Raw genomic sequence first — 14,682 nt, 5'->3', positions numbered from 1 at the left:
AAATCTACTCCAAATATCATGGCGAAAGATAAGAGAGTAAACTATTTTCTGTTATTCCAGACTTTTTGGGTGGCTCGCCTAAGTTCTTCGATTCGTTGCCTTTCGATAAAGGGATTTTTTGTTTCGGAATTCATTTCTCTTCTCCAAACCGGAGTCGTGTGAGTAATTCCTTTTTTTCGACGTATTTTGACCTTTTCTACCGGATTTCTAATAGGGGCAGCAGATCGAACGATTTGGGCCTGGAGAAGGTTAATTTATTCTTTGAGTTTGAAGATGTTTAAAGTCTGGTAGAAAGAGATCAATTCTTTCTTAGAGATTTTAGGTATTTCTTTACGATTCAATACTCGGGCGTATGGGGATTTGGGTTCGTCATATTTTCGAATTCCTTTAGATCCTATGCGGTGTTTTTCTGTTAGGACCATAATTGGTAGGAAGAAGTTATTATACAGATTGAGATAAGAATACATTGTTTTCAGACACTCAGCGTGTTCGGGCTGATCAAGCCTTAAGTAGCCGGTGTTTCTCCGAACGACTGAATAGTTTTTCTGTTCAATATGGGGGTTATCATTTTTCTTGTAAGGCCGACTTCGGGTGAAAGTGAGTTTGTATTTTTCAGAGAACCTTAAGATTGTATCGTTTATGAATTCAGAACCGTTGTCAGAGTGAATTCCTCGTAATGGGAAAGGGAAAGCCTTCCGGAGCCTGGAAAATGCCTTTAGCATTTGAAATTCGGTCTTATTCTTTACTAGGATACAAATTGTCCATCCGGTGCAAACATCTGTCGCAAAAAGAGTCGAGAAGAAACCACCGTAAACATTTCCTCCATTATGAGCGATCAGATCGACTTGAGTAAAGCCGGGAGGAGTATCTTTCCATTCTCCAAAGGTTTTAATCGGTATTTTATCTATTAGAAAACGAGGTTGTCTCGTGACAGAAGTGCCTCGACCTCTGAATTTAAACCGGATCGGTTTAAGTAGCCGATCGATGGTCGCGGAGCTAATTGTTAGTAATTTTGCTTTCACATGCTTTTCTAAAGGATAGCTTTGAAATTCTTCGATTTGTTTTAAAATTTCGGGAATGGCCGCTTTTAATCTTTTGGAACAAATCCGATCTAGAACTTCCCAAAGGAATTCAATTGCTTTTTTAACTTCATCATCATAGATAGGATTCTTTTTTCGAGGGTGCTTGGAGTTCTTTGATTTGGTAATTCGGAGAACGGTTCTCGCGTACGATCGATTGTAACCTGTGACTTTTATGAACTCATCTAGGATCAGACTTTTTTCTTTCTTGAAAGCCCAACGGTATCTCTCCTTGAAGATCTTGGAAACCATTCGTTTCTCCTGTAGATTCAGTCTCATATTGCAACCTCAACCATAGAAAGAGGAGATTGTAATACGTTTGATTCTTAAGATTTGGAGTAGATTTTTATCTGATTTTCCAGATTCATTTGGAGTAGATTATTACGTGATGCAATAGGTAACTTCCCATAATGGGGAATCTGTCTCATCGGAAATTGTGCTAATTTAGAAAGATTAAATATTATAATATACTACACGTTTTCAAAAAGCCGGATGTTTTAGACCCGGCCACATTACATTGCAAGAAATAAAATTTTTATTTACTATATATCAATTCAGATCAAACCGAAGGAAGGTATTGAAAAGAGTTTGCATGGCCAATTGAGGCCCATTCAAATGCTGATGGAAAGGTTTTCCAGTTTCGAATCCGAATCGAATCCGTTCGACTACAAGAAAATTCATACCGAGAAGTAAGTCCGTTCTGTTTCCTCCCTGCCGATTCGGATCATTCTGTGGATCCATTTTCGGATCCAGGGAGCCGTCTCTTCCTTTTATATTCTCCCAATAGCTAGCTTGAACTCGAATTGAAATACTCGTCCAAGAAAAGATAGAGTAGGCGATCCAAGAATTAATATCATAGATATTTCCAAAACGATATTGGTTCTCGTTTTTTGAACTGCGTAGATTTGCATTAGCTCCAAGACCCCAGGAAAATCGATCAGACTTCCCTGAATACGCGATTCCGGGTAAGTAATTGATTGTTCCTGTCCCAAGCTGCATATTGTAGGGAACTTTTTGATCTCCCATCATCGGCATCCAATCTCTTTGATCGATTGATCCTGTAGGTAGGGAGATTCCAAAGTTTAAGAAAAACTCATTGTTGTTTCGTTGGAAAACACGATGTGCTGCTGAAAAGGAAATATCTCCGACACCTGCCGATTTCATTTGGGAGGAGTCAAAATTACTTGTCTCCATCATCATTTGGTTTCGTAAGACCGGCACCATAAACATTACCATCGTATCATCTGACAGCCCGTACATTGCACTTGTCATGTAACTTTCCATGAGCATAGTCTTGGGAACGGACATATATCGATAACCGTTGACGGAGGTTTGGGGAATGCTCGGTCCTCCGGTTAACAAACTTCCCGTTGGCATGGATACGCTAGGGTCGAATTGTGGAAACCAAAGAGCCTCATAAGTTCCCATCGATTTACTTCCATTCAATAAACCTGACATGTTCATTCCCATATAACGGAAATCTAATAACCAGGAATCTTTCTTGTGAACATGCGGAAACATTAATCCTGCAGGTGCGATTTCGTCCGCTCTGGTTCCGTGGCTGTGGGACTGTTCTTGTGAGGTTGCCTTACGATGTTGCGCATGAGGATCTTCTTCGATGACCGTTTTGGAATTTTCCGGTTCTACAGGTAAGAGGCTTTGGAAAGAAATATGCAGAAGAAGAAGGAAAAGAATAATATAATGTTTCATTTTTAACTCCGAATCAAGAATGAGGGCCGCTATGAAGCGACCCTCATTTAGGATGATCAATCGACTTGTGATATAATCGATCCGATCGCAAAAGAGGTAAGTTTGGCTCCGTTGAGTACGAAACCGATGCGACTTCCCGAATAGGATGGGACATCCATCATTTGCATTACCGGGAACATCATCATCGAGTTACGTTCGGATTGCGAAATCTGAGAACATTTCTTTGGCCAAGCATTGATCCACTGTTCGGAGTTGGCATATTGGAAGTCTATACAGTATATATGATTCGTATTCGAAGTTAAGGCGGATGTGCTTTGGCTAATCGTTTCGAAATCGTTGGTCATACTTGAATAGAATTGTTCCCGACTCGAATCACTTAAACGAATTGCTGGTCCGGAGATTGGATTTCCAGATCCATAAACATAGGTAGTAAGACTGCCTCCGGATTTTAGAGAGAAGGAAACCTCAAGATTTGTTCCGCCGTTAGAGCTTGGTAAAGCGATATTACCCGAGCTATAAAAGTTCGCGTTCGAAGAATTTCCGCTAATGCCTTCCGCCAATTCGGATAGATTCCCAATCAATCCCAAACTTTTCAGATCGGCAGGCGAACAATTATACAAATCATAGCCAATTCTTTGCGGGATTAAATAGGAGAGGGTATTCGAAATGGGCGAAAGATTTTTGATCGAACATCCTTCTTCGGTGGAGATTCCAAAGAGAGTTTGCATTAGTATTTGATTTGAAGATTCTTCTTTAGGAACGAATCCAAGTTGAGAACAATTAAAGATGAATAGAGATAGAGTGACCGCAGTCATCTGTATATAACGAAATAACATATTTATATTCCTGAATATTATAAGTTGTTTAAAAATTACTCCGGACGTTACTTGCGAACTTCCGAAAGCGAAATTGGAATTAAGATATGTAAATTGATTTAGGTGGTCGTTTGAGTCTTTTTCCGTGAGCTAAAGTTAGTTTTGCAAAGTCTATGCCTTTCATCGGAAAGGAATATTCTATGACAGGACTCAGGGAAATTTTGGAAGCGATAACATAATGAGAGATAAGACGTATTTGTGAGAAGAAAGGATCTGATTTTTCCTTTTTACAAGCGCATTCGTGAACAGGGCTTTCCGGATGTGAATGGCAATTGGGTCGGTTCGTTTTTTCGGTGAAACTTGTATTCACCAGACGAATGTTACGAAAGAAATCGTCTTCTGCGCTTGCATGGATATCTCGTTTTGAATTATGATTACAGTTGCAGATTCGGCTTTTCGAAAACAATTTTTCCCAGATAAATCCTTCGTTAGGCACAAGTAGTCCGGGAGTCAATGCAAGGAATAGAATTGATTTTATTAAATTGAGTAGAAACAAATTTAAATGCAATTCCGAATGATTGAAGAAATCCTTGGCCGAGTTTAATTCGTCAAACAAAAAATACAAACGAGCTTTGAATGAGTTTAAGAGTAATTTATAGTTTTGATAGAGTAGGAATTATTAATACGGCTATAATCGTATAATGAAATCGTTTTTAGCAAACTTGTAGATAAATCGATACAGATCTATTTAGAACGCATTGTTAGTTATTATTTCAAAGAGAAGAATCGAATTTTATTGATTTAGGTTAACCTTCTATCCGAATTTGAATAAATTAGAAATAGATAATCCTTTCATTTCTATTCATATAATTGTTTCAGATACGCTGGAATTCAGGATTCGGGCCGTTTTTATTGATTTTCGCTATATATATTATAACTCATACAAATTTGATTCTGAATTATCATTATCGCCTTTGGGGCTAATTAGTTTTAAATAATTTGTTATTTACAAACTTTTAGTCCGTCTAAAGTTTTGATTATGATTCCGAGCTTGCATAAAATTCTGTTAAGCTTATCGTTCCTTTCTGCATGTATTTTATCTATTAATTGTAATAGGTTATGCAGATTTGATTCGGTGAGTCCTATTGAATTAAGTGAAATGCATGGTTCGGATTTGTCTCATGAGCCTTCAGCGCCGCAAGAGGAGTCTGATTGCGAATGGGATACTGGTAGTATAAACATATCGTACAAAGAGAAGTTTTTTAGCTCTTTTGCTCATCTTTCATTTCTAAGCAGTTATATATTTTTTGTAGATTCGTTGTTAAATATCGAAATTGCTATTTCAGAGTTGCGAGATTCGATCTTTCCAATTGATGTCCATTCTGATCCGATCTTTAGCCTTAATACCATCCGAATTCTAATTTAAATATCCACGTTTTTAGACAGTTAAGTTTAAAACGTGGAGGTTAGCTGTGTACTGCTATTTATTTAAGAGGAATATTTACCTCTATAGAATTATTAATTTAAACAAATTCGTTTTATCGATCATATTTTTCTCTTTAAGTGTTGTTCCTAATTTTGGAGCTGAACCTGCAGAGAAAAAATCGGCAAAGATTACAATGGAGAATGTTGTCGAAATTGCAGAACGCAATTCACCATTACTTCTCTCTTTAAGCTCAGACTTAGAAAGCCTTTATTTTAGAAAGAGGCAAGAGGGGATGACTCAGAACCCCATTCTATCCATGGATTATGGTCAGAGAAAGGCTGCAAATGAGTCCGGCTTTGAATATTCTTTTCAAGTAGAGCAGCCTATTTATTTCCCCGGAAGAAAAGAGTTAAAACAACTCTTAGTGGATAATGATTCCAAGATTAAAGAAATACAAGTTATTGAAGCTACAAACTCAGTGCGACTGAATGCAGTAAAATTTGCTTATCGATATCTTATGGCTGATATAAATAGAGGCCATGTGAAAGAGAGGCTACGTAGACTTGCTATAATCGAAAATTATATCAGATCAAGACCTTTTATAACTCCTCAAGCCAAAACTGATTTATTCATTTTGGAAAGAAGGATACTGACTTTAAAGAAACATTTTAATGATTTAGAGTTACTCTCCTCAAAGAATTACGAATCAATGAATTTGTATCTTAGATTTGATTCGGTTCCTTTGTTGTCTTTGCCCTTTTTTAAAGACGGGATTCGTTTTGATCAAAGCGATTTGGAAAAAAAAGCCATTGATAACAACCCGATGCTATTGACTGCAAGAGGAGAAGTAGAGAAAGCAAGAACTGAATATCGCTTAGCTAGTTTGGAAAAATATCCCGACTATGCAGTGATTGGCCAGGTTGGAGAAGATAAATCTGGGGTTGCAAACAGATATTTCGATGTGGGTTTAAAGTTCAGGGTTCCAGTATGGGATCAATATCAAAATAAAGTTGCCTCCGCTGCAAAAAATTTGGACGCAAAATCGAATAACGTACTGCAGCAAGAGAATCTAATTAGAATGAATCTTCGGCAAACAATTTTGGAATATGAGAAATCGAAAGTTAATATTAAATTATTCGATTTGTCTAAGCTGGAAGAAATTGAGAATGACCTTACCTTCGCGGATACTGAATTTTCCAGATCTCGGATTCAAATTTTAAGTTATCTGGAGTTGGAGAATCAACTTCACGAAACATACCATGCCATATTGGATGCGCAACAAACGCATATAGAAGCATTTCTCAATCTTCTATATATCACCAATGAAAAAGACATTATAGGAGTATTGAAAAATGCTGAGCAAACTTTTAAATACGGTTCTAAATAATTCGATTCTATCTATAGGGATCGTATTATTTCTTTTTATTTATTCTTTCTTTAATCTTAAGCAGGTGCCAATAGACGCTGTGCCGGATATTACAAATGTACAGGTTATTGTAACTACAAATACCGGGCCGTTAGACCCGGAGAGAGTAGAGAAGCTTGTTACCTTTCCTCTAGAGACGGAATTGATGGGGTTGCCTAATTTAATTGATATTCGTTCTGTTTCTAAATTCGGACTTTCTAATTTAACTTTAATCTTTAAAGAAGGTACGGATATATATTTGGCAAGGTCTCTTGTATTAGAGAGGTTATCGAGTGCCAAAAATAAACTCCCGGATGATGTTTCACCGGAAGTTGCACCTAACTCTACTGGTTTAGGTGAAATATTTTTCTATTCAGTTCAAGCTAAACCCGGTTCAGAATTGGAAAAGATGACAGATGAGAAGAGGCTATTATATCTGAGAACTATTCAAGATTATGTAGTCCGTCCCCAATTAAAATCCATGGTTCCTGGTATTGTGGAAGTGGATTCGAACGGCGGATATGAAAAGGAAATACATATCGATTTAGTTCCTTCCAAGATGGCAAGATGGGGTCTTACTATTGACAAGCTGATCGAGACTCTCTCTACATTAGGAGAGAATTTTAGTGGTGGGATCATTTCGAGAGGTAAGGAGATTGCGATCGTTAGGATTAATGGAATAAAAAACCATTTGCAAGAAATTGAAAAGATTCCTGTACAAAGAATGGCAAGCGGTGGTGCTATACGTGTATCGGACATTGCAGAAGTAAAAGAACATGGAAAATTCAGACTCGGAGGAGCAACTGCCGGAGGAAAAGAAATAATTCTCGGAACTGCCTTAATGCTAAGAGGCGAGAATAGTGAAAGAGTGAATGATGAACTTAATCAAGCTGTCCAAAAGCTGACTCTTCCTCAGGATGTAGAAGTTAGTGTTCTTTTGGAGAGATCTTTTCTAATAAATGCAACAATTAATACTGTATTAAGAAATCTAGGAGAAGGTGCAATTCTTGTAATCATTACGTTGTTCTTCATTCTTAGAAATTGGAGAGCAGCAGTAATCGTCGCTTCTATAATTCCCGGTTCTATGCTACTCGCATCTCTCGGTATGAAATACTTTGGGATTTCTGCAAACCTAATGAGTCTCGGGGCAATTGATTTCGGTCTTTTAGTAGATGCCTCAATTGTAATTGCAGAAAGCGTATTGTCTAGATTCGAAAAGCAATCCTATTCTAATAACGCAGAGAAGAGGCAGATAATTTTTCAATCCTCGATTGAGGTTTTGAAACCTGTGACTTTTGGGATTATTGTTATTATGTTGGTGTATCTTCCTATTTTGAGTTTGGACGGTATTCCAGGCAAGATGTTTCGACCAATGGCAGAGACAGTCCTGTTAGCTTTAGGGTTTAGCTTGATTCTTGCTATATTCTTTCTTCCTCCGTTGCTGTATTTCTTTATGACGCCAAACAGTAAGAATGTTCATGCAGAGAAAGAAAGTAAGTTCGTGACGTGGTATAGAAATTTTTTACCAAAGATGCTCGAAAGACCTAAGATGATTGCTCTCTCATCACTGTTTTTCTTTCTTCTTTCAGGATTTTTATACACTCGTTTAGGGACTGTATTTTTGCCAAAACTTACTGAAGGGGACTTGATGCTTGTTATTGTTCGAGAAGGCAATGTGAGCATCGAGGAAAGTATTAGGGAACAAAAAGAGGTTGAGAAACTGCTCTTAACTCTTCCCGAAGTTCAAGGTGTTTTTTCAAGGGTAGGAACGAGTTCTGTAGCTAACGACCCAATGGGGCCGTTTAACGCAGATACCTTTATCATTCTGAAAAAAGAATCACTGTCCGATCTCTTGGTGACTGAGAAATGGGAAGCCTTTTTAGATAAAATACACACAACTGTATCTGAAAAATTTCCAGAGTCGGAGTTAACATTGAGCCAACCATTAGAGGCGCGATTTAACGAATTAATGGAGGGGAGTCGGGCAGATATCAGCGTTAGGATTTTAGGAAAGGACCTGAATGTATTATTTGAATTGCAAGAGACTTTGAAGAATACATTGGAAAGTATAAGGGGAGCTGAAGAGGTAGAATTAGATCCGATTATGGCTTTGAGAAAGGCCAAGGTAATTGATATTGTTCCGGATTTAGTTAAATTAAATTATTATGATGTTGATTTGCCTGCCTTGAACGCTTCTGTTGAGGCAACGATGAGCGGTTTCGAGGTAGGAGGTTACTACGAAGAAGAGCTGCGATTCCCAATCAAAATGTGGTTATCTGAAGATTTTAGAAATCGTGAGGCGGAAATTGCCAATATAAACATTGGTACACAAGATGGTGGGATGCTTCCAATCCGTTTAATGTCTTCGATAGAAAAGACCGAAAAGGTGATGACAATTTCTCGAAATCAAGCAAGGCGTTTCGTTGCGGTGTCTGTAAATTTAAGAGGAAGAGATTTGGAGAGCTTCTATCAAGAAGCTAAGGACAAGGTAAATTCTCTGCAAATACCTCCTGGATACTCTGTATTTTGGGGAGGGCAAATAAAGAATCTTGAAAGTGCAAAAACCAAGCTATTGGTGATCATTCCTTCAACACTCTTTATGATATTCGTAGTTCTATACATGGGTCTTGGATCATTCCGCCAAGCAATACTTGTATTCTTCTGTGTTCCATTTGCTTTAACAGGAGGGATATGGTTTCTATTCTTTAGAGGAATGGTTTTAAGCGTATCTGCATATGTAGGCTTTATCGCATTATCCGGAATTGCAGTATTGAATGGATTGGTAAAATTAGATACGATTCATCGGTTAAGAGACAATCCTAAAGTGACAGTTGAACAGGCTGTAACTGAAGGAGCAACTAGTCGGATTCGGCCGGTTATCATGACCGCTCTAGTAGCCTCTTTCGGATTTTTGCCGATGGCGTTCGGATCAGGACTCGGTTCAGAAGTTCAAAAACCTTTAGCGACAGTTGTGATTGGAGGAATTGTTTCATCAACGATTTTGACTCTAATTATCTTACCAGTCTTCTATTACTGGTTAGAGAAAGAATAAATTATAATTCCTTAACTACTTTGTTAATGATGTAAGAATAATTATTAAGGAATTATAATATGAATAAAGAAATAGAGAATGAAGAAAAGCTGAAAAACCTTAAGGTTTTCCTTCCGGTAACACTTTCATTTCTTCTTTTGATCTTGGGAATTATACTGGAAAACTATTTTTCCAATACCTTCTTTCATGGTTGGGTTCGGTTTAGTTTTTACTTTTTGGCGTATATACCTGTTGGGTTTCCTGTAATCAAAGAGGCCCTGGAAAGTTTGAAAGATGGAGAGATATTTACCGAGTTCTTACTGATGAGTATTGCTACAATGGGGGCATTCTATTTGGAGGAATATCCAGAAGGAGTCGCCGTGATGTTGTTTTACTCTATCGGTGAGGTTTTTCAAAACCTATCTGTAGAGAGAGCGAAACTAAATATAAAAAACTTACTAGATCAAAGACCGGATACAGTGCTTATCATGAACGGAAATGAGTATTTTGAAAAGAAGGCCTTTGAGGTATTGATTGGAGAGATAATTCAACTGAAGCCAGGTGAAAAACTGGCTTTAGATGGAGAACTTTTATCAGAATCAGCGAGTTTTAATACGGCTGCATTAACCGGAGAAAGTAAACCGGATACAAAGCGACAAGGTGATACAGTTCTTGCTGGTATGATAAATTTAAATTCCGTAATTGAAATTAAAATAACAACAGCCTATCAGGATAGTAAACTATCAAAAATTTTAACCCTTATGGAAGCGGCTGCTACCCAGAAAGCTCCGACTGAGAAGTTTATCCGAAAATTTGCTAAGATCTATACTCCTATCGTCGTTCTCCTCGCGGTAGGAATTTGTTTTATCCCATATTTTTATTTAGACACTTATGTATTCAACGATTGGTTCTATCGAGCTCTAATCTTTTTGGTAATCTCTTGCCCTTGTGCTTTGGTTATTTCGATTCCGTTGGGTTATTTTGGCGGGATCGGAGCCGCATCTAAGAGTGGTATTCTTGTTAAAGGATCCAATTACTTAGATGCGATGGCTTCAATTCGAAATGTAGTAATGGATAAGACTGGGACCTTAACGGAAGGTATATTTGAAATTCAGGAAGTCAGTATACGTCCTGGTTTTGACAAAAAGAAGGTTTTAGATTATATAAATTTAATTGAGAGTAAGTCTACTCACCCGGTCGCAACTGCAGTTCACAATTATGTGGGTGAAATCAATAGAGATCTGAGCGTTGGGAATATAGAAGAAGTGCCGGGTTTAGGGATGAAAGCGCTAATTAATGGAAGGGAGATTTTAGTTGGCAACTTTAAGCTGTTGGATAAGTTCCAAATAAGTTATAATGTAGATCCTGCTAGCTTCATCAACACGACTATTGCTTTTTCTATTGATAATAAATTTGCAGGTTATCTTATTATAGCTGATAAAATTAAAGAAGATGCTCGAATAACTATAGAAGAATTACATCGTTTGAATATACGAACAATGATACTGAGTGGAGACAAGTCTTCAGTAGTTCGCTTTGTCGCAGAGAACATTGGGGTGAGGGATTATTTTGGTGATCTTTTACCGGAAAATAAAGTAGAAAAGGTAAAAGAATTAAAATCTAAATTTGAATCTGTCGCATTTGTGGGAGATGGAGTTAACGATGCTCCGGTAGCTGCAGTGAGTGATGTGGGAATTGCTATGGGTGGCATCGGAAGCGATGCAACAATTGAAATTTCGAATATAGTAATTCAGGATGATAAGCCTACAAAAATACCAACTGTAGTAAGAATTGGGAAAGAAACGCAGAAAGTGGTTTGGCAAAACATAATTCTTACATTTGCTATCAAAGTTATAGTCTTAGTTTTAGGGGCAGGGGGACTTGCAACAATGTGGGAGGCAGTTTTTGCAGATGTGGGGGTGTCTTTCTTAGCAATTTTGAATGCTATGCGAATCCAGAGGATGAAATTTATTAATTTAGAATGATGGCCGGATATATAATAGAGCTTACTTCCCATAATGGACAATCTGTCGCTTTGCGTTCTTGTTATATTTGAACGATCAACCACATAGGTAACACCTTAAACCAGTCACATGGGTTACACTTTTAGTAAGAAAGATTATAAGTAAACTATCTCGCTTTAAGCTAAAATGTTGCACTCAAATTTTTCTATCGAAGGTAACAACTTCACATGAGTATAAATTTACTCTAAATTCAGTTTTAATATCGTGAGCTCTTATATTGTAAAATGGCTCCATTCTCCAAGAATCTGAATTCTCAATCCTATAATATTCTAAATACAAAAATGTCGCCATTAGGCTGTAATCTTTATACTTTTGTTTAGCATGGTTCTCCCAGAGCGTTAGAGCTTGTTCTTCAGTGCAGAATGTTTTTTTCGGAATCTCAAGTTCTCTAATTTTCCGATAGCATAAATATGCACTTGAAACGCCGTATTTCCCAATAATTAAATGAACAGCTAATGTTAAACTTTTAACCCCGCGTAAATATTGACTGTATTTAAGTCCGATTCCTTTATTATAAAGACCTATACTAGTTAATTTGATATCAAAATTATTATCAGGGTATTGATTTGCTACCCACTCCCTTCCATTTTTAATAGCCTCATCTACTGAGAAATCTATCCCTTGATTCCTTTTCTCTAAATTTTTATCCCAAAATGAATAGCATTGATCCGAGTTAACTTCCATACCTTCGACCATTGCCGGCTGAACTTTTTCTAAGATTAAGGGAGGTAAATTGTAGTGTTCCTCGGGATAAATACCAATATTAAATAATATAAATATACTTAAGATGACACTTTTTTTAAATTTACCCATTTACAAAATCCTTGTTTAGCATTTATATAGGTTTCTATATACAACTTTGTTCCGGGCTGACTTCCAAATGAGCTACATTTAATTTTCACTTAATCGGCCAGTGTTCGAAAGAGAATAAATAGCGATTATCGGAACTTGGATATTATATAATTAATATTAGAAATACATTATTTATTTTTCGACTTTACTTTTATTTTCGAGGACTTTCTTGACAAGCGTTTTCTTTTTTCTTTTATCCTCAATTGAAGTTTCATCTGGAAATAAGTTCGCCCAATGAATATTGCAAACCCCCTTTTGGGCAAAAAGAATTGATATTAAATCATTAAGGTTACTAAGTGGTCGTTATTAAATTCTTTAAGAGATTTTTTCGATGAATCGTATTTGCTTCGTTCTACTTTTACTAACCATCACAGCATGTAAAAACAAAGAAGTACATTTGGGAGTTGAGCCATCTGAGGTTGTAGTAAGCAGCTTTCTGAGTGAAGGTGAAACAACCTATTCTGGTAACAAGCTTTTTGATGATTTTTTGGACCCTTGGTGTGAAGGAACTAATACCGAAGGAATTGGCGAAACTATTACGCTAAATTTTCCTGATAAAAAAGTGATCGATAGCTTCCTAATTAAGAATGGATATGCCTACGGAAAACTTTTTTCTAATAACAATAGAGTAAAGGATATCGAAGTTGAAGAAGCTAATGGGAAAAAGTATAATTTTACCATCATTGATCAACCGGAAAGTTCTGTGATTCGGTTTCCGGAAAAGCTTGAAACAGATAGATTGAAATTCATTATTCTTTCTGTATATAAAGGGAAAGCCAATGATACTTGCATTAGCGAGATTAGCATAAATAGCAATGAAATACTATCGGATTCTTTCGATGAAAACGCAATCACGAAGAAAGAGGCTGACCTTAGGAAAGCAAAAGAGGAGTTAGAATATAAAAAAGAAACCGCTGGTAATGATATTGAGCTTACTTATACGAATGCGGATAGTCAGACGAAAACTGATTTTAGTTTAACTTTAGAAGGGATATCGGATGCAAGCAAAGTGTCTGGAAATGCCTCGATTAGCTTAGTGGAAGACAAAATATTTGTAGAGTATGCACATACTTGGCATTTATCCTGTGATAGCTGGACTCGATCGGATAAAACGATAAAAGTAAGATGCTCAGTCCGGGAAGATTTAGATCCCGGCTATGTTGAGCCAGGAAAGAAGGATGGAATATATAGAGATAAAAAAATTGGCTACAGATTTATAAATATTGATATGGCGAGTAAGACATGGGTGTTTGAAAGGGAAAATGGACAGGTTGAAAAATTGGGACAAGATCTAAAAATTATAAGTACAAATATCTTCGAATTCAATAATTAAAATCTCAAAGTATCACCGGACGTAATTAGTTTTTAGACAAAGAGTTCTCAAGTGTCTTGGTTGATTTTGAACCAATTTTCTATTGAAAGTCGACGTCCTTCCTTTATTGTTAGGCGTGTTATCTTAATTCTTTGATCGTTATTGATTTTCCTATGCATATTATTACTGGTTTTCTTCCTGTATCCTGACATTAATCTCTTAAAATGATACTTCGCTTTATTGCATTGCGAGCAGAGTGTTTGGCCGTTTTTGTAAGAGGTTTCACCTCCATCTTCCCACTCGACTATATGATCCGCCTCCATATGGAGACCTTTCTTCATTGCTTCTTCTTTTGTTATCCCACAAATTTGACAAGTGTAGAGGTCTCTTTCGAAAATAAGGCGACTTAGCGTGGGTGGAAAGCCGCGGGTATTGTATTTTCTATTATATTTTACATCATACAGAAGTTGATTTGAGTTCCATTCGGCGATATGTGCGTTTTGTTTGTTCGTGTTAACCTTTTCTAACCATTTGGTCTGCCTAAATTTGATTTTTACTCTTCGGTTCTCTTCTATTCGTGTCCAAGTTCCGTTTGATTTACGTCTTTGGAATTTAATAAAGAAATAAGATGTAGTTTCTTCGAAATCTAGCCTCTCGCGATATTTGAGTCTAAAGAATCCGTAATGATCTTTCAATACTTGATTAATGCAATAGCTTGGGTCGCGTAGGCTCAAGTAGTATTTCTCTGGATCTACTTTTCTCCCTTCAGTTTCAAACTCATGATAGATTGGCTTGTGCTTTACATATATTGGCCAATGCATGCGAGGATGAGGATTATATATAATTGTACTATTTAGATTGAAATTTATGAATTTCATAAGTGTATTTCTGCTTAGAGAGTCGGCATTAATCTCATTTAAGATTTCTCGTTTCATGTTTTGTAAATATCTGGGAAGCCCCATTGGTAGATCCTCCAGGGGAAAACTTAGTCCTGATTTTATAATTGATAAAGGAAGAAATGTAAATTC

At 36.9% G+C, this 14,682-nt stretch carries 9 protein-coding genes and 1 pseudogene; 4 read left to right on the top strand and 6 right to left on the bottom strand.

The genetic code is table 11. From position 1 onward, the window contains the following. Positions 1 to 41: 41 nt before the first annotated feature. The 4 genes and pseudogenes from LEP1GSC185_RS10485 to LEP1GSC185_RS20315 form a co-directional block, all read right to left on the bottom strand. Positions 42 to 1,358, bottom strand: a pseudogene (locus tag LEP1GSC185_RS10485) (DDE-type integrase/transposase/recombinase). A 270-nt stretch (positions 1,359 to 1,628) separates the two neighbouring features. Then, positions 1,629 to 2,789: a transporter gene (locus LEP1GSC185_RS10480; RefSeq protein ID WP_008589764.1), complete on the bottom strand. Its 1,161-nt coding sequence runs from the start codon at positions 2,787 to 2,789 to the stop codon at positions 1,629 to 1,631. A 56-nt stretch (positions 2,790 to 2,845) separates the two neighbouring features. Beyond that, positions 2,846 to 3,625 carry a hypothetical protein gene (locus LEP1GSC185_RS10475; protein ID WP_008590697.1) on the bottom strand — a complete coding sequence of 260 codons (780 nt, stop codon included), beginning with the start codon at positions 3,623 to 3,625 and terminating at the stop codon, positions 2,846 to 2,848. Positions 3,626 to 3,704: 79 nt separating this feature from the next. Further along, complete coding sequence (locus LEP1GSC185_RS20315) at positions 3,705 to 4,160, bottom strand: LIC_11090 family protein (protein ID WP_008589852.1); 456 nt, start codon at positions 4,158 to 4,160, stop codon at positions 3,705 to 3,707. Between the two features lie 916 nt (positions 4,161 to 5,076). Here LEP1GSC185_RS20315 and LEP1GSC185_RS10465 point away from each other — a divergent pair. From LEP1GSC185_RS10465 to LEP1GSC185_RS10455, 3 genes are read left to right on the top strand one after another with little or no spacing between them, the layout of a single operon-like run. Continuing rightward, positions 5,077 to 6,417 carry a TolC family protein gene (locus tag LEP1GSC185_RS10465; protein WP_010514610.1) on the top strand — a complete coding sequence of 447 codons (1,341 nt, stop codon included), beginning with the start codon at positions 5,077 to 5,079 and terminating at the stop codon, positions 6,415 to 6,417. Continuing rightward, complete coding sequence (locus tag LEP1GSC185_RS10460) at positions 6,383 to 9,487, top strand: efflux RND transporter permease subunit (RefSeq protein WP_008591556.1); 3,105 nt, start codon at positions 6,383 to 6,385, stop codon at positions 9,485 to 9,487. The genes LEP1GSC185_RS10465 and LEP1GSC185_RS10460 overlap by 35 nt, the downstream gene beginning before the upstream one ends. A gap of 59 nt (positions 9,488 to 9,546) precedes the next feature. After that, positions 9,547 to 11,451 (top strand): heavy metal translocating P-type ATPase, encoded by a 1,905-nt coding sequence (locus tag LEP1GSC185_RS10455; protein WP_008591159.1) that lies wholly within the window; start codon positions 9,547 to 9,549, stop codon positions 11,449 to 11,451. A 174-nt stretch (positions 11,452 to 11,625) separates the two neighbouring features. Here the strand turns inward: LEP1GSC185_RS10455 and LEP1GSC185_RS10450 are convergent, their stop codons facing one another. Then, complete coding sequence (locus tag LEP1GSC185_RS10450; protein WP_008589401.1) at positions 11,626 to 12,303, bottom strand: hypothetical protein; 678 nt, start codon at positions 12,301 to 12,303, stop codon at positions 11,626 to 11,628. A 370-nt stretch (positions 12,304 to 12,673) separates the two neighbouring features. On the opposite strand from LEP1GSC185_RS10450, the gene LEP1GSC185_RS10445 reads away from it, so the two are divergent. After that, positions 12,674 to 13,675 carry an NADase-type glycan-binding domain-containing protein gene (locus tag LEP1GSC185_RS10445; protein ID WP_008591546.1) on the top strand — a complete coding sequence of 334 codons (1,002 nt, stop codon included), beginning with the start codon at positions 12,674 to 12,676 and terminating at the stop codon, positions 13,673 to 13,675. 47 nt (positions 13,676 to 13,722) lie between these two features. On the opposite strand, the gene LEP1GSC185_RS10440 is transcribed toward LEP1GSC185_RS10445, so the two are convergent. Further along, the gene (locus LEP1GSC185_RS10440; RefSeq protein WP_008589817.1) at positions 13,723 to 14,616 is read right to left on the bottom strand and encodes an HNH endonuclease; all 894 of its coding nucleotides are present in this window, start codon (positions 14,614 to 14,616) and stop codon (positions 13,723 to 13,725) included. Positions 14,617 to 14,682 lie beyond the last annotated feature (66 nt).

The organism is Leptospira licerasiae serovar Varillal str. VAR 010 (assembly GCF_000244755.1).
GTDB classification, from domain to species: Bacteria; Spirochaetota; Leptospiria; order Leptospirales; family Leptospiraceae; genus Leptospira_B; species Leptospira_B licerasiae.
The sequence above is the reverse complement of the archived record's forward strand: the minus strand, read 5'-3'. Positions and strand labels throughout refer to the sequence as shown.

Coding starts and splice junctions, on each gene's coding strand:
- LEP1GSC185_RS10480 (WP_008589764.1), bottom strand. CDS start 2,789: ATGAAACATTATATTATTCTTTTCCTTCTTCTTCTGCATATTTCTTTC.
- LEP1GSC185_RS10475 (WP_008590697.1), bottom strand. CDS start 3,625: ATGTTATTTCGTTATATACAGATGACTGCGGTCACTCTATCTCTATTC.
- LEP1GSC185_RS10460 (WP_008591556.1), top strand. CDS start 6,383: ATGCTGAGCAAACTTTTAAATACGGTTCTAAATAATTCGATTCTATCT.
- LEP1GSC185_RS10455 (WP_008591159.1), top strand. CDS start 9,547: ATGAATAAAGAAATAGAGAATGAAGAAAAGCTGAAAAACCTTAAGGTT.
- LEP1GSC185_RS10450 (WP_008589401.1), bottom strand. CDS start 12,303: ATGGGTAAATTTAAAAAAAGTGTCATCTTAAGTATATTTATATTATTT.
- LEP1GSC185_RS10445 (WP_008591546.1), top strand. CDS start 12,674: ATGAATCGTATTTGCTTCGTTCTACTTTTACTAACCATCACAGCATGT.
- LEP1GSC185_RS10440 (WP_008589817.1), bottom strand. CDS start 14,616: ATGGGGCTTCCCAGATATTTACAAAACATGAAACGAGAAATCTTAAAT.